18 protein-coding genes are annotated in these 21,010 nt (G+C 65.9%); 9 read left to right on the top strand and 9 right to left on the bottom strand.

From position 1 onward, the window contains the following. Positions 1-1,426, top strand: a 1,426-nt coding sequence (locus tag DM816_RS06230) for a hypothetical protein (protein WP_211588566.1), incomplete at its 5' end; no start/stop codon positions are given. Positions 1,427-1,437: 11 nt separating this feature from the next. Here DM816_RS06230 and DM816_RS06225 read toward each other — a convergent pair. Beyond that, entirely contained in the window at positions 1,438-1,929 is a 492-nt protein-coding gene (locus DM816_RS06225; RefSeq protein ID WP_162907165.1) for a hypothetical protein, read from the bottom strand. Here DM816_RS06225 and DM816_RS06220 point away from each other — a divergent pair. The 5 genes from DM816_RS06220 (at position 1,928) to DM816_RS06205 (ending at position 4,918) form a co-directional block, all read left to right on the top strand. Next, the gene (locus tag DM816_RS06220; RefSeq protein WP_162907164.1) at positions 1,928-2,791 is read left to right on the top strand and encodes an FHA domain-containing protein; all 864 of its coding nucleotides are present in this window, start codon (positions 1,928-1,930) and stop codon (positions 2,789-2,791) included. The genes DM816_RS06225 and DM816_RS06220 overlap by 2 nt on opposite strands. 48 nt (positions 2,792-2,839) lie before the next feature. Continuing rightward, positions 2,840-3,541, top strand: coding sequence for a hypothetical protein (locus tag DM816_RS06215; protein WP_117209170.1), 702 nt, complete (start codon positions 2,840-2,842; stop codon positions 3,539-3,541). 254 nt (positions 3,542-3,795) lie between these two features. Beyond that, positions 3,796-3,987: a hypothetical protein gene (locus DM816_RS42245; RefSeq protein ID WP_162907163.1), complete on the top strand. Its 192-nt coding sequence runs from the start codon at positions 3,796-3,798 to the stop codon at positions 3,985-3,987. After that, positions 3,984-4,313, top strand: coding sequence for a hypothetical protein (locus tag DM816_RS06210; protein ID WP_117209168.1), 330 nt, complete (start codon positions 3,984-3,986; stop codon positions 4,311-4,313). The genes DM816_RS42245 and DM816_RS06210 overlap by 4 nt, the downstream gene beginning before the upstream one ends. Positions 4,314-4,360: 47 nt before the next feature. After that, positions 4,361-4,918, top strand: a complete 558-nt coding sequence (locus tag DM816_RS06205) for a histidine phosphatase family protein (RefSeq protein ID WP_211588565.1) — start codon at positions 4,361-4,363, stop codon at positions 4,916-4,918. Between the two features lie 101 nt (positions 4,919-5,019). On the opposite strand, the gene DM816_RS06200 is transcribed toward DM816_RS06205, so the two are convergent. Both DM816_RS06200 and DM816_RS06195 read right to left on the bottom strand, forming a co-directional pair. Beyond that, positions 5,020-5,598: a sugar O-acetyltransferase gene (locus DM816_RS06200; RefSeq protein WP_246001638.1), complete on the bottom strand. Its 579-nt coding sequence runs from the start codon at positions 5,596-5,598 to the stop codon at positions 5,020-5,022. A gap of 279 nt (positions 5,599-5,877) precedes the next feature. Then, positions 5,878-10,044 carry a S8 family serine peptidase gene (locus tag DM816_RS06195; RefSeq protein ID WP_117209164.1) on the bottom strand — a complete coding sequence of 1,389 codons (4,167 nt, stop codon included), beginning with the start codon at positions 10,042-10,044 and terminating at the stop codon, positions 5,878-5,880. A gap of 662 nt (positions 10,045-10,706) precedes the next feature. Between DM816_RS06195 and DM816_RS42240 the strand changes: the two genes are divergently transcribed. Further along, positions 10,707-11,471 (top strand): hypothetical protein, encoded by a 765-nt coding sequence (locus tag DM816_RS42240; RefSeq protein ID WP_162907162.1) that lies wholly within the window; start codon positions 10,707-10,709, stop codon positions 11,469-11,471. A 271-nt stretch (positions 11,472-11,742) separates the two neighbouring features. Next, the gene (locus DM816_RS42235) at positions 11,743-13,326 is read left to right on the top strand and encodes a hypothetical protein (protein WP_211588564.1); all 1,584 of its coding nucleotides are present in this window, start codon (positions 11,743-11,745) and stop codon (positions 13,324-13,326) included. A gap of 1,171 nt (positions 13,327-14,497) precedes the next feature. On the opposite strand, the gene DM816_RS06190 is transcribed toward DM816_RS42235, so the two are convergent. From DM816_RS06190 to DM816_RS06170, 5 genes are all read right to left on the bottom strand, one after another. Further along, a complete protein-coding gene (locus DM816_RS06190) occupies positions 14,498-14,947 on the bottom strand; it encodes a prepilin peptidase (protein ID WP_162907160.1) in 450 nt (149 codons plus the stop codon). Next, positions 14,941-15,237 carry a prepilin peptidase gene (locus tag DM816_RS45670; protein WP_117209160.1) on the bottom strand — a complete coding sequence of 99 codons (297 nt, stop codon included), beginning with the start codon at positions 15,235-15,237 and terminating at the stop codon, positions 14,941-14,943. The genes DM816_RS06190 and DM816_RS45670 overlap by 7 nt, the downstream gene beginning before the upstream one ends. After that, on the bottom strand, positions 15,234-15,863 hold the full coding sequence (locus DM816_RS06180; protein ID WP_162907159.1) for a site-specific integrase: 630 nt from the start codon (positions 15,861-15,863) through the stop codon (positions 15,234-15,236). The genes DM816_RS45670 and DM816_RS06180 overlap by 4 nt, the downstream gene beginning before the upstream one ends. Continuing rightward, the gene (locus tag DM816_RS06175) at positions 15,839-17,188 is read right to left on the bottom strand and encodes a hypothetical protein (RefSeq protein WP_117209156.1); all 1,350 of its coding nucleotides are present in this window, start codon (positions 17,186-17,188) and stop codon (positions 15,839-15,841) included. The genes DM816_RS06180 and DM816_RS06175 overlap by 25 nt, the downstream gene beginning before the upstream one ends. A 492-nt stretch (positions 17,189-17,680) precedes the next feature. Continuing rightward, positions 17,681-18,892, bottom strand: coding sequence for a tyrosine-type recombinase/integrase (locus DM816_RS06170; RefSeq protein ID WP_211588563.1), 1,212 nt, complete (start codon positions 18,890-18,892; stop codon positions 17,681-17,683). Positions 18,893-19,011: 119 nt separating this feature from the next. On the opposite strand from DM816_RS06170, the gene DM816_RS06165 reads away from it, so the two are divergent. After that, positions 19,012-20,004 carry a helix-turn-helix domain-containing protein gene (locus tag DM816_RS06165; RefSeq protein ID WP_162907158.1) on the top strand — a complete coding sequence of 331 codons (993 nt, stop codon included), beginning with the start codon at positions 19,012-19,014 and terminating at the stop codon, positions 20,002-20,004. A gap of 44 nt (positions 20,005-20,048) precedes the next feature. Here DM816_RS06165 and DM816_RS06160 read toward each other — a convergent pair whose 3' ends face one another. Continuing rightward, positions 20,049-20,999, bottom strand: coding sequence for a helix-turn-helix transcriptional regulator (locus DM816_RS06160; protein WP_117209152.1), 951 nt, complete (start codon positions 20,997-20,999; stop codon positions 20,049-20,051). Between the last annotated feature and the right edge of the window lie 11 nt (positions 21,000-21,010).

Below are 21,010 nucleotides of genomic sequence, written 5' to 3'. Positions count from 1 at the left end.
CGCGGCGAAGACCCCAAGCATGCGCCGGTGGGCGGGGGCGATGGCGGTGGCAGGGGCCGGCCTGACCACCGCGCTGGTCGCGACGGTCGCGGCCACGGTGGTCGATCCGGCCCCGGATCGGGCGGCGCTGGCCCGGGTGCCGGCCGCCCTGCGGGACGACTGCGAGGCGGAGGTCGAGCCGATGACCGGGGCCAATTCGGCGCTGTCGTGCCGCGACGCCGTGCTGAACCTGTTCCCTGACACCAGGAGCGCCAACGAGGCATACTCGCGCCTGGTCGGTGAGGCCGGTGTGGCAACGGGGCAGGGCGACTGTGCTGATTGGACCGGAGCCGAGCACCGTTACCCCGCAACGGGTCCGATGCGCGGGCGGGTGCTGTGTCACGAGCGCGACGGGAGTGCCATGCTGGTGTGGACCGATGAGCAGGCCCGCACGGTCACCCGGGCCGATGCACCGGCGGCCGAGGGAGCGGCGCTGCTTCAGGCCTGGTCGGCGTGGACGGGTGGCGATCCGGCGTTCCCGACGGCGCAGGAGCGCGAGCTGTTCGACTTCGCCGCCGGCACGGACTGCAAGCGGCTGTCCAATCTGGACTCAGCCGCGATCGCGGGCGTGACCTGCATCCCGACCGGGTCGGGCGCGCGCGAGGTGTCCTACTTGCGGTTCGCCTCGCTGCCCGAGCTGCGTGCGAGCTTCACCGGCCGGGTGGGCGAGGCCAAGGCGCCCAGTGGGGTCTCGTGCGCCGGGCCGGACTTCCTCGGCACCGGTCGGCACGATTGGCTCTCTGTCGATTTAGGACAATACCTGTGCCGCCCCGGCCCCGACGGCACGCTCGCGATGGAGTGGTCCATGGAACCGCTGCTGATCGCCGGCCGGGTCACGGGCAGTGAACGGGGCGCGCTTCACGGCTGGTGGTGGGAGTGGCACCTGGCGCCGCTGAGCCGGATCGTGGCCGCGGTCAACGCCCGTGCGGCGCCGCCGTTCCCGACCGGGCCCGAGCGCGCCTTGCTCGACCGCATCCCGATCGCCTCCCGGCTCAACTGCCTGCGCCCGTCGCCGGGGCAGGTGTGGGCCGACATCGGCGGTGTGACACCCGTTGCGGCCGTGGCGTGCGGCCGCACGAGCGGTGCGGGATTGGTGGTGTACTACCAGTTCGCGGACGCTGAGGCGATGCGCAGGACGTTCAACGCCGGCAGCGACACCGAGCCGGAGAAAGACTGCACGCGCCTGCCGGAAGAGTTCTACGGCAGCAGGCCCTATGCGCGGGGCAACGGCAGCAGCGGCACCCTCCGTTGCGGGACGCACGATTCGACCGGCGAGCGTTATCTGCAGTGGACCGATGAGCGCTTCGCCATCGCGGTGTATGCCCACTGGGGCACCGAGCCGTTCGCGATCATCGATTGGTGGCGGCACGACGCCGGGCCTGCGTAAGCGGGGCCGCGTCAGCCTTGGACGGTGCCCCCGACTGCGGCGTTGCCCGTCGAGTTGCCGCTGCCCGCGCTGCCGCCCCGGGCGACAACCTGGCCGTTGAAGATCGCGACCAGGTCGACCTTGCCCCCGCCGCGGAACTCCACCTCCAGGCTGTACGAGTGTGGCTGACCATCATTGGGTATCGTGATGGACTCGCGCCAGGGCAGGGTCACCGCCCCACGCTGCACGTCCTTGCCGTCCAAGGTGTACTTGACGGAGGTGACGTTGCCGCCGCCGGTCGCCTCCAGCACGAGGGTGTGCGGTTGCCGATCGGGCACGGTCGGGGCGGAAGCAATCGCGGTCACGGACGGCGTTGCCGCCCCCGTGGCGCTCGGAGTGCCGGTCTCCGGACCGGTGAGCGGATTTTGCGCGCAGCCTGCCGCCAGCGCAGCCAGCAGCAACCCGCATCCGATCGCCCGGCTCGCCGCTCTGACCGTGGTGAACATCGCCATGTCCATAGCCATGTCCGAGAGCGTACGGTATGACCTACGGGACCCCTCCCGCACCGACTGCAGCCATATGAACTTCCAGGAGGCATTCGTGGCGCTCGCCCGGATCGCCGGCGGCGACATCCCACGTCACGGCAAGCCGTGGACCAGCCCCGGCGCCCTCATCGTGCGGGCACTGAGCGGCACGGTCGGGCTGAGCGCCGCCGAAGGCGCGCGGCTGCGGTTCGGCCGTGCGCCCGAGCCCAAGACCGAAGCGGTGTTTGTGGGTGAGAACGACCTTCGCGTGAGCCGCACGCATGGGGTGCTTGAGTATCGGCAGCGCTGGTGGTGGCTGCGCAACACCGGGACGCTGGCCATCGAAATGTCTGGCGGATATCGGATTCACCGCGCGGACGAGCCGTACCCGCTGAATCCCGGATATACGACATTGATTATTACCGGTACCAATGACCGCAAGCACGTGCTGGAAGTGCGCATCAACGATGCCGAGGGGACCACGCGCGTTCCGCTGCCCGACGGCCGCACCCTGGCGCCACGGGCCTGGCCGCTCACGCAGGAGCAGCGGTTGGTCCTGGTCGTCCTCGGGCAGCGCTACCTGTCCAAGGATCCCGACCCGTCCCCGCTGCCCCGGCAGGACGTCGCCGACCAGCTCAACGAGCTGCAACCCGGGCAACACTGGGACGTCAAACGGGTGGACCGGGTCGTGGAGAAGGTCCGGCGTTCCCTTCGCGACAAGGGCGTCAAGGCCGGGCTCTTCGAGGATGAAGTCGAGAAACCATTGGGCGTAAAGCTCAGCCACAACCTGATGGTCGAACTGACGGTCACGACCGCTACTCTTACGCCCGCTGACCTGGCCCTGCTCGGGGAGTTGGAGTGAAATCGCGGCGCGGGAGGGGTCCCGTGCCGGGTCTCATACGGTTCGGGAGTGTCTGAAAACGTTGTACTCAAACGCCCCCGGCAGCTCTGGACCGCGATCATCGTGCTGTATCTGCAGGCTGTGCTCAACGCGGGAGGCGGAGCGCTGCTGCTGTTCTTCGGCGGCGGTGGCGCGGAGGCTTTGCTGGGGTTCGGATCGCTGCTGATCGGCTTCGTGCTGGCGGGGTGCGCCGTGCTGCTCACGCGTGGGGTGTCTTGGGCACGCTTTCCCGTCATCGTCGTCGAAGTGCTCGGCATCATCGGCGGAGCGATCGCCATCTTCTCGGGGGCGATCCAGGCCGTGGCCGGGCTCGTGTTGTCGGTGCTCGTCCTGGTCAACATGTTCAATGCCGAGGTACGGCTGTGGTTGGACCCGGTGTTCGCGCCGGCGTCGGCGCAGACAACACCCAGCGACTGGGCCGATGGGCGGATCGCGCGAGTCCTCGCGACAAGCCGTGCGGCGGGCGACCCGCCGCTGTCGGCCGAGCAGGAAGCGGCGGCCGCACGATTGGTCCAGCTTGGACCGTCGGCCTTGGGCGGCAAGCGAAACGAGGTCCGCGCGATCGGTGAGGAACTGAGCCGGGCCGGCGGAGTCCCGTTGATGCGCGCCGTGCTGCACCGGGCCGAGGTGCTCAGCCTGCGGCAGAACTCGGTCTCGATCCTGCGTGAGGTCGAGATGGCCTGGAACAACATCGGCGACTGGATGGGTTAGCCCGGCCGCATCATAGAGTTCGTTGTGCCCGATGCCGGCTATCCTGTCGGCCGATGCGATCGGCTGCCTCGCACCGACCTGGCGCCGGCTGCCACACCCATCCTTTGTTGTTGTGGTGTGCCGACATCGGGCACCATTCCCGAGAGCGCCAAGCCGCAGGGATCGGGAATCGCCCTGCCCGCCCACCATGCCTGCCTCACCGGCCCGTAACGACCGGGCAGACGCGCCGGGCTGGAGCCAGTACGCTCGCACGCGTGAGCCACCAGCGACCACTGCGCCGTGCCGCGCAAGCGCTGACCGCCGCGATCCTGCTGATACTCGTCGCAGGCTGTAGCGAGCCCGTGGTGCAGCCCGGTGCGGTTCGCTGGAGCCCGCCGGCCTCGCCGGGTCCGGGCGACGTCCGGTGGTCGGGCAACCTCGCCGAGGACGGAGCACCGGCACCTTGACCGCGCCGGGCTTCAACGAGCTGATCGACACCGCCGACCCCGGCTGGGCGAAGTCCCCGGAAACCGCGGCCGCCGAATTGCTGGACCTGGACAGGCCGTTCGACGGTCCGATCGAGATATACCTGCACCAGGAGACCAAGCGGGATGAGGCGGTGGTGACCGTGACCCTCACCAGGCTGGGCGACGACTCGATCCAGGCGATGCGCTATCGCGTCGTGTTCGCCCGGGGCGACGACGGACGCTATCGATTTGTCTCGGTCGTGTACACCACACGTTGCCACTCCGGGCGGGGACACCGCAGCTTCAAGACCGGCCCCTGCTCCTGACGCTCGTCGCACGAAGCATGGCCGGACAGGCCGCGTAGGATGGCGGCGTGCGATGGCTGGAGATCCGACGACATTCGCTCACGAAGAAGGGCGCGGCTCGCGGGCGGGGTTCGCATCTGTCCGAGCGCGGTGTCGCCCTGGCTCGCGCCGTCGGCTTGGAGCTTGGCGCCTTTGGTTACGTCGTGACCAGTGCATCGCCGCGGGCCATCGAGACGGCGGTGGCCATGGGTTACGCCGTCGACGACGCAATCGAGATGCCCTCCGGGTACGTTTCAGGCGAGGTCGCGCACCACGAGCAGTGGAGTTGGTCGCAGCCATACGTCAGATACGCCGAGCTGATCAAGAGTGGCGGCGGGCTCGCCGCGGTGGCGCAGGCTCACCGAGCTATGTGGACAGATGCGGTGGAGTCTGTGCCCGATGGGACCGGCGTGCTCGTGATCTCCCACGGCGGCTGCATCGAACCGGCGCTGGTGTTCTGCCTGCCCGAGGCGGACCACGCGTCGTGGGGCGCGCCTTTCGGCCACTGCGACGGCGCACGGCTGGACTTCGACAACGGGCGGTTCACCAACGTCCGGTTATGCCGCGCACCGACCCCATCGGACTGACCCGCCCCACACCATCGCGGGCGTGCCTGGGGCGCCAATGCATCAGCGGCGCCGTGTCCGGCTCGCCGGGCGGCCGTCGAGCGCGGCCGTCTTCGCTCTTTCTAGCCGACGGCCGCAGTCCGTGTCGTCAGATCGTCATCTGTAATGGGTCGGAGCACCCGGCAGGGCGTCCCGACGGCGACGACCATCGGAGGGACATCGCGACTCACGACGCTGCCCGCGCCGATGACGGATCCGTATCCGATACGGACACCTGGCAGGACGACGGCATTGCTGCCGATCCAGACCTTGTCTTCGATCACGATTGGTTCCGAGAACCGCGCGTAGTCGACTCGGCGCGCAGGATGTACCGGGTGCCCCGTTGTGGTGAGCGTCACGCTGGGTGCGATCATGACGCCGTCGCCGATGCGTATGTCCACGTCGTCGACGAAGGTGAGATTGACGTTCCCGAAGAAGTCGTCACCGATATGGATGTTGCTTCCGAATCCGGCGTGGAATGGTGGGAGCAGTACGGCGCGGTTCCCGACCGACCCGAGGATCGCGACGAGTAATGACCTTCGCCGGTCATCGTCGCTGGGCGGTGTGTGGTTGTACTCGAAGATGAGGTCGGTACGTCGCTGAGAAGCCTGGAACGATGCTTCCGTCTCGGTGTAGATGAGACCCTGACGGATCCGGTCCAAGACCGCTTGCTCATCACTGCGCGACACGCCGGCGCTCTCCTTTCAACCTGTACGCCGAGCTCAGCGAACGGGTTTTCGCAGCGTACAGACGTCGCGCCGCTCCCTGCAAACCGTGTCGCCGCCGGTGCGCTTTTGAGCATCCCCATTGGCCTCCTGATCCAATCGGTCCCGTGACGCGGTGCGAAGGTAGCCTCCTCGTGCTCAGTCCACAATGGACACGGCTGGCCCCGGGTCATTCGGCGTCGACGCGCCTTCCCGGCCAGCCGTGCCATATCCCCGTTATCCGGTCACCGTCATCGTCACGGGAATCGAGGCGACGTCGTAACGGGTGTTCTCGTGCCACAACAGCCGGGCGGTGTAGCTGCCAGGGCCGGCGACCACGCCCGCGTCGAGCCGAATCGTGACCTTGACCGGCTTGCCGGGCTCGAGCGTCACCAAGTCCGGTGTCGCGGACAGCCACGGCACGTCGACCGGCGCGGCGGAGCATCCGTCGTAGCCGGCGAGATGCTCGACGTACGGCTTGATGCCGTAGGTGCCCTCGGACCCGCCGACCTTATACAGGCCGCATGTGCTGGCGACGCGGTACAACGCAAATTGGGATGTCGGCACCGGCAACCAGGTGTCGGTTGCGGGGTCATAGGCGAAGCCTCTGCCGCTGCGGTAGCCGCCGACCACGCCACCGGAGACAAGAAGCTTTCCCTTGGCCCCGGCGTATCCCGCACCCCACACCGTGGCCGGCATGTCGGCGATGCGGTACCAGGCGTTGGCTCTCGGGTTGTAGACATACGCGCTCTTGATGTGCCGTGCGCCGGAGGTCATGCCGCCCGCGCAGTAGATCTCACCGCCGATGGTGCCGCACGACTGCCACGCCGCCGGCTCGGGGTAGTCCGCCGCGCGAGTCCACGTGTCGGTCGCGGGATCGTAGACGGCCACCGCCGTGCTTGCGGCCTCCTCGCTGCCCGCGGGGCGACCGCCGATGACGTAAAGCTTGCCGTCGAGCACCGCATGCCCGACCGCGGCGACGCGCACCGGTGCGTCCGCTCCCAGGGTCCACGTGTTGCTCGCCGGGTGATAGCGCATCGTGGCGGCCGTGGGCACGTTCGCCGGGCGCGCCCAGCCGCCCGTGACAACGAGTGTGTCGCCGATAAACCCGCCCGCGGGCTTGGCCACCCGCAACGGGCTGGGCGCCACCGCGTCAAGGCTCCACTCCCCCGTCGTCATGTCGTACGACGGCACGAGTTGCGTGGTGCCCATGCCGCCCAGCGCCCAGCCGCCGACGACATACATCTTGCCGTTGCGCACCCCGACCAGACCGTCCATGTCCGGCATCATCATGTCCGGCAGCCTTGTCCAGCCGTCCGCCGCGGCAGCGGTGTCCATTGTGGACGGCGCCTGCTCAGAAGGCGGACCGCCCCTATCGTCCACCGGATGCTGTTGCGACTCTGTGCCCGGCCACCGGGTCAGCGTTGGCGTGGCGGGCTCCGCGTCCTTCCATTCCGTGACTTTGAACGTCGCCGGGGCGGTCCCGACGTTGGACACGTTGAGCGTCACGGCCTTCTCCCCGCCCGGTCCGACCTCCTCGTTCACCGGGACGGCACGCAGCCGCAGCTTGCCCACGCCCAGGGACAGGTTGGCCCGGGCCGCGTTGTGGGGGCGCACATCCACCGTGCTGACCCGGTCGGCGTACTGCTCCAGGCCGTGTGCTGCCCGGAACTCCCGCTTGCCGGTCAGCGAGGAGAAGAGCCAGAACAGGCCGTCCGGGGTCGCCGCATCGTCGGGAGTGGCGATGGTACGGGCCGCATCCGCCGGCATTCCTACACTTTGGACGGTCGCACCGTTGACCCCGGTCCGCTCGACCTCGTCATGCACGGTGCCGACAACCAGGCCACCCGGCAGCGGGACGCAGATCCGCTCGCCGATCAGCACATCGTCCAGCTGCCACCAGCCGTCGTAGGTCCAGCCGCTGTCGTAGCGGAACCGCACCCGCACGTCCGGCTGCCCGGCCGCCGCGGGCAGCGGCAGGCGGATCTGCTGCGGGCCGCGCAGATGCTGTGCCTGTTGCCATACCGTCTCCCAGGCCGCCCCGCCGTCTACCGACACATCGACGTAGACCGACCCCTGCCTCCGGCGGATGATGTCGGTACGGAACGCGAGCACAGGAGCGGTAACCCCGGTGAGGTTCACGACCGGTGAGGTCAGCGCCGCCCGTTCGAGCAGGCTCCCCCCGGTGCTGTCGACGCCGGCGAACCCGCCGGCACCGCCGGTGAGGTTGGTGCGCTTGTCCGGATCGTCGAACCGCCAGCCGTCCCCGGTCTCCTTTGTGGACGCCCAGCCGGCCGGCAGCGTCGAGGCGTCGAACGTCTCGAACAGTCCGCGGTGGTCCGTGCGATAACCGGCCGCCAGGCACTGCTCGGTGCCGACGGCGAGGGCGAAGTCGCGCCGTACCTCATCTTCATTCCCGACGGCGACCTGGGCGACCACCGCCTCATAGCCGGGGTACTCCGCCTTGACCCGGAGTGTGTAGGTCGATCCGGCGGGCAGCTCGAAGCTGTACCGGCCGTCGTGGGGCTTGGTGAAGAACGTGCCACCCGGCACGCCGTCGACCACCACTCGCGCGTAGAGCGGCCAGCCCTGTCCCGACCCGTCGGTGATGCGGCCGTGGACGTTGACCCGCGCTTGCGGGGCTATCGTCAGATCCGCGGTGACGGTGGCACCGGCCGGGATGGTGACGGTGACGGGCTGGGTGGTGGCGTAACCGAACGCCGACACGACGACCCGGTACTCACCCACGGTCAGCGTGAACCGATACTGACCGGTCTGGTCGGTGGCGGCGACCCGCTCGCCGGACCCGTCGACCGCCGCGGCGACCACGCCGGCACCGGCGACCGGTTGCCCGGTCGCGGCATCACGGACCACGCCGGCCAGGACACCCGTCTCGCCTCGCGGGGCGCGGCTGACCGCGAGGTAGGCGTTGACCCGTCCCTCGCCGTAGGTGTTGTTATCCGCGTCGGTGCCGCCGCACGTGGGATCGGGCGTGTCGGTCGCGGCTGCGCCCAGCAAGTCCCTGGATCCCGAGACGTCACCGATCATCGCCGGCACGGCCGACCACAGCAGAGCCACCGCCCCGGACACGTGTGGCGCCGCCATCGAGGTCCCAGAGGCGTATCCATAACCACCGCCCGGAACGGACGAGCGAATGTTGACCCCCGGAGCGGAGATGTGCGGACGCACGTCCCCACCGGCGCCTGGGCCACGGCTGGAGAACGACGCCACGGTGTTCGCCGTGTCGTACGCGCCGACGCTGTACGCCAACGCCGAATCCGCCGGGCTGCCGGCGGTGTCGCAGGCGGGTCCGGCGTTGCCGTTGGAGAAGACGGCGAAGATCCCGGCCGCGTTCCACGCCCGCAACGCCTCGTCGAACCACGGGTCCTCGACCGGGCCGGTGTCGCCGCCCCATGAGTTGTTCACGATGTGCGGCCGCAGATCCGGGCGCGGCTCGGCGCCGGACAGGTTGGTGGGCGCGAGCATCCACTGCGCGGAGGCCAGCAGCGCCGAGTCGCTGCACCCGCGCTCGCGATCCTCGCAGCCTTTCGCCGCGATCCAGCGGGCGGCGGGAGCGACACCGACCGCGTTGCCCGCGCCGTCGTCTCCCACCATGGTCCCCAGCACGTGCGTGCCGTGACCGATGTTGTCGCACGGGACCGTGGACGGCTGCCCGCACACCTGCGACGGATCGAACCAGTTGTAGTTGTGGTCCACGCCGTTGCCAAGATTTCCGCGGTACCGGCCGGCCAGCGCCGGATGGTCGAACTGCACCCCTGTGTCGATCGTGGCGACCACCAGCCCGTCGCCTCGCACGCCGAACTCGCTCCAGACGCGGTCCGCACCGATGTTGGCGACGCCCCACTCCACGCCGTTCACCACGGCGGGCGTGGAGTTGTTGCCCGGCAAGGGTTCCGGCACGTCGTACCGGCTCACCTCGGTCAGCCGGCTCACCTCCGGATCGGCGGCGAGCGCCTCAGCGAGCCCGATGTCGGCCGAGCTGACCAGGATGGTGTTCACCACCCAGAAGGACCGGTGGGCCACGCCGGCGGCGGTGAGTCGCGCGCGCGTCCTGGCCTGGCTCGCGCCGGCGGTGTCGCGCAGCCGGTCCACGACATACCGCCCGCGTTCGGCCCAGTCCCGGATCGCACCGGCGCCGGACAGGTCGGCCCGCTTGTGAAACCGGACAAGCAGATCGGTGGGCGCGCCGGAGTCGAGCCGCGAGGCCAGGGCGCTGTCTATTTTGTCCGAGCCGACGCCGGCCGAACGCGGGCCGGAGCCGCTGAATTGCGAGGCGATCACCAACGTCAGGGCGGTCAGCAACGGGAGGGCTCTCTTGAGCACAGGAGGGATGCGCACGGCGACGATGCTCCACCACTGGAGATCGATTTGAACAGCGCCCACTGTGGCCTGATGTGGTCATGGACAGAACTGGCCCGCCAGGACGCCGTGAAGTCTTTTCTGAACTAAAACCGACACAAGCTATCCGATCGGTCGTTACGTAAGGAAGTCGTTCAGGCATTGAGGCCGGTTCATCTCGCAACACCGTGCCATGTTTTGCGCCGCGCGGCTGCGTCGCGTCCTCGCGGTGAAGCGTCGGCAGGGGCGACTACGAGGGGCTCACAATGGGCCCGTCAAACGCCTCACCGGACAGTGGGTTGGTCCAACGCACAGCGTGTTCCAACCATTAGATGTGCCAAGTGCCGGTGCGCCGAGTCGCAGAAGAACCACCGCGTGAGATCATCCGACGTTACAAAACCGTTACCTAGTGACGCTATGTATTCCTACACAACTGGTGCAGAGATGAAGAGCCCTGGTGACGGACTGCGATGGTGAAGGCCATCGCGCCGCTTGGAACTTAACAATTACGGTCCGCAATCGCTCGCTAGTCCGGTTGGGTTGGGTTGGATTCTAGGGGCACACCGCAGGCGATCGCTCTGGTAGCTTCCAATTCGGATCGATCTGCTAGCACTCGAAGCCGAGTGTTAGGACCCGAAACGATGCGCGGCTGAGGCGCAGGAACGCCTCAGCCGCTCTGGTTCCCACTATCGGATCTTGGAGGATCTGTGAGAACACGGGTAATTCTAACCATGCGCCGAAGCGGTGCATGGATAGCGGCCATTTTAGTTGGCGCCTTGACCGCCAGCAGCATTATCGCTGTCCAACCGGCGATGGCCTATTCGCCAGATCCGTCTGGCATTGTGATCTACAACGAACCGGGAGTCGTCACCGTAACGATCCCCAACCCCGCTCTAAAAAGCAAGGCGAAGAAGCTTCATGCAGAACCCGCCTATGTTCAGCCGATGGAGTATGTCGGCAACAACGATGCGTCTCACTGCAGCCATTCTCCTCCAACGCCGTCGTGCAAGTTCTGGATCCAAAACAACACTGTACGACGGATTACGCCTCCCGGCGGCACCGAAGATGAGGCAAGAAGCGGTTTCCGTTCGCTTGTTGACGTATATCAAGTTCCTGGTTGCTGCTATACCCAATCCGATCACTATGAGGGCTATTCATACTCTTTGTGGTACGGAGTTGACCCATTTTACGCCACAAGTATCAAGCACCGTGATGTCTGGGATATTGACTACGTAGCTGCTGGCTTCAGCGTTGGTGGTGCGCCGTCCGGAAGTGTCAATCACGGCAATGGCAGGGTCTCTTATGAGAACACAGTCAACGATACCTACGCCGTAGAACACAACGTTGAGCACATCTACCTCGCCGTAACCGGCGGAACTATTCTCCAGGTTCGACAAGAGGTCCACGGCTCGTTCCAGTTTGGAAGTACATTCTGGACGACCGATTCTTACAGCAGAGTTGCACTTCCGTAAAGGCTACCGACTCTACCGAGAGTTGTTAAGGCTTTGTGGGTCTCGACCCCCACCTTCTGCGGGTCGAGACCCATTACCCCGAACCGCTTTCTAGAGGAAAATGGGCTTCTGAATGCACCTCAGCAACGCTAGAAATCGATTAATCACCGGCTTGTTAAGTCTGTTTGTATCCATGAGCTTGAGTGGATGTCCGGCCACTTCCCCAAGCGGTAGTGTTCCAGCGACAGCTGTTTCGGCATCGACCAACCCTGTCTCTTCCAAAGAAGACATTGTGCACCTCCTCGCCGACTCCTTTGTCATAGATGATGCAGGATACTTTATTGACGACGCTTGGAGCTCCGCCCGCTCACCCTTCTCAATTTATGAAACATACTGGCAAATACGCTGGCGCGGCGGTCGTCTTCCCGAAGGCATGGATCCTGCTAGGCTGGCACCGTGGGTGGCGGTCGGTTCTGTCGGAGCCCTAGATTCATCGCCACTCCAACACATTGGACAGATCGCACTCGCCGCCGGAATCGCGCGTGAAATTGGACTAAACCTTGACTCCTCTCGGACAGCCGCAAAGCTCGAGACACTGAGGAGTGGCTATCTCTACTCTCCGGATCCCCAAGTGGAAGGCACATGGGGAAGCACAGCAGCCGCGGTCCGAGCCATGCGTGATCTATCCATTCCCGTGCCAGAGGAGGTAGTGCATCAGGCGAAATTAGAATTGAAAAAGTTGCCAGATGTATTAACGCCGGGGGTGGCCGTTGGTACGGCGCTGCCGTTGTTGGAAGTTGTCGTAATGACCCACAAACAAGCCGATTCGCTCCAACCGGTCCTTCGGCGGGTTTTAGATGCGGCGCTTGAGAGCCTAGATCGCATTCCCAACACGGCAATGGACGCTTCTACGCTAGGAGCACAATTTCAACTGGAAGGGGTACGGCGAGCATTGGGTCTCGCGCCACAGGTCCTCGCAGCTGGCTCCTGCGCCAGCCTTCTGCGCGGAAGAGGGTTTGTTTCCTTGCCCGGCAGTGATGCAAGCGACATACAGGCATCCTTCTACGCGCGCGAGCTGGGGTGCAAAGTCGTAGACGATCTCAAGAGCCCATACACGAGGGCGGGTTGGCTTCTACGATCAGCGGTGGATCCCTATAAGACACTCGCAGCAACGGCTGCCGCCATCCGTTTAGCATCCTTGGTGGGACGTGAGAACGACTTGGCACAAAAGGTTATGCAATCGATCGCAAAATTCTGGCTACCGTTGATGGGGGACGGCTCGCTGTCGTTACAAGCTCGAGCGGTGGCGTCGGCGCGTTTGTCAAACCTCATCAGAATCACTAAGGTCGACGTCTCGGCAATGCATCCCGCCGGCGTGAACGCGGCACCGACCGGACCAGCCACTGCAATGATCGACCTCGCCGCCGTGTGGTCGGCAGACCAAAAAACTCGATCACGAGTTGCGATTGCTAATTTTACCAATACCGAGAGACACAATCTAGGAGGTCGGGTATCGATCGAAATGGCTGCCGAGATCTCGCTCGCGAGCATCTACGTCGGCGATGAATCGATGCTCTCCAAAGCTAAGGCAATCCTTGATCGATTGCGCATATCAGACGGTGTTTATGCCGCGGTGGAATGCGACGTCGGCAAGCGGAACTGTTCCTCGTTCCAGCCCTCCATCGCCGCCTCAGCCCTAGGAAGCTGGATTAGCAAATCGATCGAAAAGCCGCATCGCAGCTGGCTGGCGCTGGGAATATGCCGTGGTTACATCTGCGCCGATAAGACGAATGATGGGACGACACTTCGCCAGCTTTACATTTCGTTTGTATGCGGGCAGCCAGCCTGTGGTATAGATTTGCCGTTTATAATATAAGCCAGCCCTAGGAGTAAAGCCATGCGAAATCGCAAGAACCTCGCTGTTATCGCCGCTATTGCTGGTTTGTCGTTGATTTCTGCCTGCAGCAGGCCCCAGCCCGTTCCGACCCAACCGGACGACGGTGGACAACTGTGGACAAAGACCAGCGCGTCCGTTGACCTGCCAGCTGGCACCGTGGTATCGCTCCAAATCACCCGCAATCGAGGAAGCCATCCGCCAAAATCTGCGACGGAACCGGTTCGTTGTTGGAGACTTGTTGAATCCAAAGGGGAAGCGGAGATCGCAGCAGCGTCCGCATGCCACGATGACACGGCGATAGCCGCCTCGAGGGCATTTGGTGTAGTCGTGGTCGCAAGTTCGTGCACGGCCTCATCAGTTGTCGCTGTCCGCAACCCTCGAGACAAGTCAACTACAACGCATGAGGTTTTTGACGGAATCTTCCTCGTTCCGCCATCCTCGGTGCCCGCAGACGTCGACCTCTTTAGCTTTATGTGTGTGGACAACGGGCAGCCCTCTAAACCGGTCGAGGTAGCGATACCGCGATGAACCTCCTGGCGGCGTCTGTCGTTACGACCCTGAGATAGCATTCGATGTCAGCAACTCGTCGGATTGGAAACTTGACTGTGTTCAATCTCGAGATACCAACCACCCCCCATGGTCGAAGGGATGCCGTCGATATAGTACGAGTCCCGGCGATCATCCGGTAGATCAGCATTGCACGCCACTCACCTCACGATGCCAGGCTCCAGCACAGGCGTTCCCTCCGGAGCAGCGATGGCACCACCCGTCGCGGCCCAGGCATTTCACGGTCCAGATTGCCGTCCGCGAGCGTGTTCCCTGGACCGGATATAGGACTGACACGAGATCTCGGGTGCTCTCCGCCTCCCCGCGCCAGCTGAACGACCGCAGCTTGGAACCGAAGTTGCGGATCGCCGAACTGCTCTGCGGCATCGTTAAGCGCCTCGCCTGCGGAGTCAGCCTCTCATGGATCGATTCACATCGACGAGCGTACGGCGGCGGTTAGTTAGGGATTCGTTGCGCTGAGTGCGCAGCTACGCGATCGAGCGTTTCTGAATGAAGGGATTTCTCAGATTAAGCATTTTCGCTACCGTCCGTAGTCATTCGCGTGTTTGGCTGGGGCGCTGGCCCGGGCGTGTCGCTTCGGTTCTTATGGGGTGATGAGCAGGATTGCTGCGAGCGCGCCGAGGAGCATCGCGGGCCCGTGGGGCAGTTCTGATTTGCGGGTGGCTCGGCGCGTCGCGAGCATCGCGGCGGCGTGCAGGCCGCCGAGGATGAAACCGGCGGCGGCGCCGGCGAGTACGGGTGCGAGGCCGAAGTAGCCCAGCGCCGCGCCCAGGGCGGGCGCGAGTTTCGCGTCACCGAGTCCCATGTTGGCCACGATCGCCAAGAAGAGGTAGCCAAAGACCATGCCGATGCTGGCGATGGCCGCCCGGGCGATGCGTTGTGGCTGCCCGGCTACGAGCGCTGCGGCAAATAGCAGTGGCACGGTTCCGGCCAGGGCGGCGAGGGTGAGTTGGTCGGGTAGCCGGCGCACGGCGATGTCGATAAATGCTAGCGGTGTGCCGATGAGCGCTAGCCAGCACAGCGCGGTTAACACGGTGGCTGTCCGATGTGCCAGGCGAGCAGCCCGAACACGGTGGCCGTGATGATTTCGACGGTGAATGGCCGGGGCCCGAGACGGTTGTGGCAGTGTGGGCAGCGGCCGGTTGGGGGCAGGATCGCGGTAAGCCCTCGCCGGCCTTTGCTGACAAGTGTGTGCTCGCAGTGCGAGCACCGTTCGCGCCAGGACTGCCCGGCGGGCTGCGCGTGGTGGAAGATCCGGGCGCGCTGCCACGGGCCAGCGGCAAACCCTAACGCCGCAACGAGAGCAATCCAGATGGTGCTCATGTCTTTGCGCCGGTGATGCTTCGGCCTGCCGTTGGGCGGAAGTCGGGCATGCCGAGATGGGTAACCCGATGACGGCCGACGAGTTCGGCCATGGTGGCGAGCTTGTGCTGTGCGGAGGCGATGCTGACTTGCAGTCCGGCGACTTCCCCGCGCCAGCCCTGTTGCTCGGCTTCGGCGAGCCGGGCCTGCAGGTTTTCCAGGATGTGTTGCAATCGTGGCTGTTGTGCCGGGTCCGGCCTGAGCGCTGGACAACGAATACATGCATGCTCATGTATGCATGGTGTGCCGAAGTCGCGTGTGCAGATACCGAGTTCCACCTTGCGTAACTCGAAGTGGCCCAGAAACTCGTCCCACTCGGCGGGGGTGAGGTCGCGGTATTCCTCGGCTGGGCGCAGGGTGCGGCGGCGGGCGATGAAGGCTCGGTGGTGGGTGATGACGTCTTCGGGGTAGATGGCGGCGTAGCCGAGAGTCGTATTAAGATCAACATGTCCGAGGATCTTGGCGGCGATGTGTGGTGGGAGTCCGGCTCTCAGGGCGTCGGTGGTGAAGATTCTGCGGAAGTCGTGGGGTACGAAGCGTAGTGGCGCTCCGCTGGGGTCGGTCAGGCCGGTCTGTTCCAGTGCCATTCGAGGGCGTTGGAGACGAACCGGCGGGTGATCGGCCGGGAGACGCCTCCGGCGATGCGCTGGAACAGGAACGGCATAAGCGGTGACCATTGCCGTTCGAACACATCCCAAAGGGACACCAGAGGTAGCCGTTGCTTTCCGGCGCGGACGCGGTTGATGACGGCGGCCAGTACCTCGCCGAGTTCTGGTGAGACCAGCAGCAGCCGTTCGGTGTCGGTTTTCGACGGCGCGATCTGCAGCATGGGCACGACTTCGCCGGTGGTGGGCAAGGTGTAGGTGCAGAAGCTGTGGTGGGTCAACTCAAGCAGTTCCTCGATGCGGATTCCGGTGTGGCGCAGGGTCTCCACGACGGCCCAGCACCAAAACGCCCGGTCTTCCAGGAACGTCACATCGTGACGGCTCCCGTCGCCGACGTTGCGGGCGAACACGCGCAAGGAGTTGGCGCCTGAAGGCAGGCGCGCATACTGGTCGCCGTCGTGGGTGTAGGTGCCGCCGGGTGGTGTGGCACTGGCGGCGGCCAGGTGCTCGGCGGTCTTGTGCCGTTCGCGTTCGACGGCGGACAAGAGCGTGGCGAGCACCGGTGCGCGTAGCCGGGTGCGCTGGTCCATTTCTGCTTTGCGCCGCTTGCGGGTTTTGACTAGTGAGGTGTCCGCGGCCCGCACCGGGCAAGGGGCGGCGAAGGGCGCCCAGCGAGCCGGGTCCTCGATCGCCCAGTGGGCGATGTCGGCGTAGAACGCCCGCACGTGCATCATCGCGTTCTGCGGAACCTTACGTTGGCCAGTTCCATTGGGGCGCAGCACCAAGCCGGTCAGGCGCTGCTTCCACGCCTGCGCCACCTCCGGCGGCAGATGCATGGAGTCAATGCCGGGATGATGCTCCTCCAGGTCCTTCCAGAATAGCCGGCCCAGATTGTTGGCGATGTTGGTCAGCGACGTGTAGTCCATACTGGGACGGCGCATCGCCAGATACGCCACCAGCAGGTCACGAAACGGCTTGTGCGCGATCTGGTAGCGGTCGACGATCTCCTCACACGACAGCCGGCCGTGCCGGGTGGCGGCGGTCAGGTTAGGCGGCGCATGTGGGCCGAAAATCCCCAGGTCGAACAAGGACTGGTAGTACAGGCTGCCCTCGTGCATCTTCAGGCCGAGGTCGCGGCGCGTGTGCCAGTACTGGGCGCAGTCGCCTGCGGTGATCGACGACATCACCCCACCCTTGCTGATCATGATCCGGGTGATCGCGTTGAACGCATGCTGCCGCGCCGAGTCGATGACACCGGGGCGGGCGCTGATCGCGGCGTCCAGCCGCTGGTAGCCATCGGGGGTCAATGAGGGTGAAGGTGTGCCGCAATGCCTGGTAGAAGTCTTGTGCAAGAAGCCAGGGCAGGCTCGGCCGGATTACCTGGGCCGCCAGCAACGAGCCGACGGCGATCCGAACCGGCTGGCAATCGACGGTGGCACCCCGAGAGCTTGCAGGCCCGGATGGGACCAGCGCTGCCCAGCCGTGCCCGGTTTGCTCGGCACCGCTGGCTTTCCACCGTTGCTGCCAGGTGTCGCCGGCGAACCCGCCCAGCCAGTCCAGGATGCGCCGGCTGCCCAGCTGTCGCGTCTTGACGCTCGCCTTGGCTTGTGCCCCAACAAGATCGATGATCGTCGCTGCATCCAGGCGGGTTTGCGGCCACAGCTGCGGATCCGGGCGGGCCTGCTGCCCGTCGGGCAAGACCGGCGGCTCACCGGGCAGGGCCGCCGGTGGCGCTTCGCGAGGCGCCCGGCGGTTTTCTCGTCCTGCGATCCGGCCCCGTCCCTCCACCGCGATGCTCATCATCGGCCACCCAGCAGCGTGGCCAGCATCTCGGGCCGGTAGCCCGCCGCAGGCACGGGCGGCGTCGGGGCGTGTTGCGAGAGTGCGAGGTGATGGGCGCGCATCCGCTCCACCACCTCCTCGGCGTCCGGTTCGAGGTAGAGCATCGTGTTGCGCACGTCGCGGTGACCCAAGACCCACTGCACATCAGCCAAAGACATCGACGGATCTTTGATCATTCGCTTGGCGGCCGTGTGCCGCAGGTCATGAAGCGTCCAATTGGTACCCAGAAGCTTCTGCGCGCGGATGAGTACCGCCCGCATGGCCGCATACGCGAGCGCACGATGTGGACGACGTAGTGTCCACCACAGCGGCTGGCCGGCCTCACGCGAGACCCGCCGCAACTGGCGCTGGTACAACGCCAGCCACACAAAGGCATCCGCCGACGCGGGAAGCCATTGCAGATCCCCACTTCCCTTGCGGTAGACACCGACAAGCTGCTGACCCACATCAACCCGATCGCACGACACCCCCAACAGCTCGCTCGCACGGGCAGCCGTGGATATGTAGAAGGCCAGGATCGCCCGGTCACGGTCGGTGCGCATCGCCGCGAACAGCTGCGCAAACAGATGATTCGGAATGTGTGGCGGCGCCCTATGCGCAAGCTTGGGCTGAAAATCAGCCCGCCGACTCCGGTCGAACTGCTGCAGCGGATTGTGATGCCCGTCGGCCCTGCCGCCGTGGCGTGCCCGGCGGGCGGGCATCGGGTTCACCAGCGGCCCCGTGCCGTGCTCCCGATGAAACTCGTAAAACGCCCGCACCACCGCCCAGTTATGCCGCCGTGTCCGCGGCGCATAGCCCGACCCGGGATAAGCCTTACGAGTCAACGGGTTCACCGAGCCCGCAGCAGGGCCACTCTTCCGCTGTCTCGGCTTGCGCTCAACGTCGAGCCACAGCATGAAATCCCGCGCCTCATCGCGCCCGGCCCGGTCCCAGCAAACCCCCGCCGCCCACAAGAACCGGTACCAGCGCAGCAACGCCAGCCCGTACGAGCGCAGACTGCCAACGCTGCGATCGCACGCCCGCATGTCCCGCAGAAACAGCGTGACCTCATCGACCTCGGCCTCCACTGGGTCGAGCAATCTGACCGGCACCACAACGTCCTCGACCTGGGCAATCCGGCCCAAGCGCGGTACGACAAAGGTTCGCAAATCGCGAGGTGTCTCCAACATGCAGGTAGGAAAGCATATAAACGGCTCAGTTCGGACAATCCTCAAACGCGCAGTCGTCACTCTCCGTGCAAGTCTCATTCTCCCGTAGCCCGCGCTTGGAGTTCGGTCAACACGTCAATGTGGACTCGTTAGCCGCCCTGGGCGCATTGGGCATCGGCGAGACCGAACAACTCCTGTACCGATTGCTGCTGCGACGCCGCGCCGACACCGCCGCCGAGCTGGCCGAGGAGCTGGGTGTGCCCGCCGCACGGGCACAGGAAGCGTTGCGGCCGCTGGAGACCGTCGGTCTGGTGACGAGCACGGTGGACAACCCGCCGTCGTTCGTGCCGACCGCACCCGACGTGGGCATCGAGGCGCTGATCTCGCTCAGGCGGGCCGAGCTTGACGGCCTTCGCGTACTGGCCGTGCGGTTGATGGCCGAGTACCGGCAGGGCGCCGCGTCCGGCCGGACCGACCTGGTGGAGGTGCTCAGCGGGCCGCGGGCGGTGCTCAACCGGTTCGATCTGTTGCAGCGCTCCGCCGTGGCGGAAATCCTCGTACTCGACACCCCACCATACGCGGGCGACGCCGGACCGATCACCAACGACGTGGAGTTCGAGGTGCTCGCCAGGGGTGTGGTGTGCCGGGCGATCTACGACCGGGCCGCGCTTGACCGCTCGCCCAAGGCGGTCGAGGCGATCGCCCGCTACGTCGCCGCGGGCGAACAGGCGCGCGTCACCAACCAGCTCCCGTTCAAGCTGGCCATCTTCGACCGCAAGGTAGCGTTCGTGCCGGGCAGCCTCGACCAGCCCGACATCGCCGCCGCCATCGTGGTGTACGAGTCGTCGTTGCTCGGTGTGCTGACATACGTGTTCGAGCAACTGTGGACGAACGCGATCGCGATCGCGCCGGACCCGCCACACCTGCCACCGTCCACAAGCGACGATCCCACGCCGGAGCACCGCCGGTTGCTCGCCCTGCTGACCAGCGGGATGAAGGATGAGGCCATCGCACACCATCTGGGCTGGAGCTACCGCACCACCCGACGGCGCATCGCCGAACTGCTTCGCGTGCTCGGTGCGGAGACCCGGTTCCAGGCGGGCATCGCCGCCACCCGCCGCGGGTGGATATGAAGATCCCGCCGTGCGCCACAGGAGGCTTGTCGGCTGAAGCGCCCCTATTGGATGGCTTGGCTGAGGCGGGCGGTGAGGTCGCGGATGTGCGCGATGAGTTCGGGGGGCTCGTGCACGTGGAAGCGGAAGCCGAACAGCGCGACGTAGACGGCGATTTCGTCGAGCGAGTTGGATCCGGTGTGTAGCAGGCAGGTGTCGTCGTCGACGGCCTCGATGACGCCGACGGAGGGTGGGATCCGTTCGGCGGCGGCCTGCGCCGGGATGTGCAGGGTGATTCGGGCCTGGTGCCGGTACGGGGCGGTGGACACGCCGCGCGTGAGGTAGCCGGCGAGGTCGGTGTCGGGCGCCGGCCGGGGCGTGAACCGGGGCCCGGTCGGGATCCGCGGACGCATCCGGTCGACCCGGTAGGTGCGCCAGTCGCTGCGCTCGGTGTCCCAACCGATCAGATACCAGCGTCGTCCAGTGTGGACCAGGCGGTGGGGTTCGGTGTCGCGTACCGAACTGGTGCCGTCGTGCCGTTGATAGTCGAAGCGCAGGCGGTGGTGTTCTCGGCAGGCCGCTGCGACCGCGGTCAGCACGTCTGGGTCCACGGTCGGGCCGGCGGTGGGCACGGCGACGGTGACCGAGTGCAGCATGTTGACCCGGTGCCGTACCCGGGACGGGAGCACCTGCTCCAGCTTGGCCAACGCGCGCAGCGAGGTCTCCTCGATGCCCGTGATCGAGCCGCTGGCGGCGGTGCGCAACCCGACGGCCACCGCAATGGCCTCTTCGTCGTCGAGCAGTAGCGGTGGCAGCTTCGTGCCCGCGCCGAGCCGGTAACCGGCCGCACCCGCGGTGGCGTGCACCGGATATCCGAGGTCGCGCAGCTTCTGGATGTCACGGCGCACGGTGCGCACGTCCACGTCCAGGCGCTGCGCGAGTTCCCCGCCGGCCCAGTCGCGCGGGGTTTGCAGCAGGGCGAGCAGACGCAGCAGTCGAGCCGAGGTTTCCGCCATGCACCCAAGTT

Origin of the sequence: Allorhizocola rhizosphaerae (assembly GCF_003426775.1) — a bacterium.
Taxonomy (GTDB): Bacteria; Actinomycetota; Actinomycetes; order Mycobacteriales; family Micromonosporaceae; genus Allorhizocola; species Allorhizocola rhizosphaerae.
The sequence above is the reverse complement of the archived record's forward strand: the minus strand, read 5'-3'. Positions and strand labels throughout refer to the sequence as shown.

Bases quoted from the DNA above. Each gene is read 5' to 3' on its own strand.
- DM816_RS06220 (WP_162907164.1), top strand. From the start codon at position 1,928: ATGTCCGAGAGCGTACGGTATGACCTACGGGACCCCTCCCGCACCGAC.
- DM816_RS06225 (WP_162907165.1), bottom strand. From the start codon at position 1,929: ATGGCTATGGACATGGCGATGTTCACCACGGTCAGAGCGGCGAGCCGG.
- DM816_RS45670 (WP_117209160.1), bottom strand. From the start codon at position 15,237: ATGAGCACCATCTGGATTGCTCTCGTTGCGGCGTTAGGGTTTGCCGCT.
- DM816_RS06180 (WP_162907159.1), bottom strand. From the start codon at position 15,863: ATGGCACTGGAACAGACCGGCCTGACCGACCCCAGCGGAGCGCCACTA.
- DM816_RS06170 (WP_211588563.1), bottom strand. From the start codon at position 18,892: ATGTTGGAGACACCTCGCGATTTGCGAACCTTTGTCGTACCGCGCTTG.
- DM816_RS06160 (WP_117209152.1), bottom strand. From the start codon at position 20,999: ATGGCGGAAACCTCGGCTCGACTGCTGCGTCTGCTCGCCCTGCTGCAA.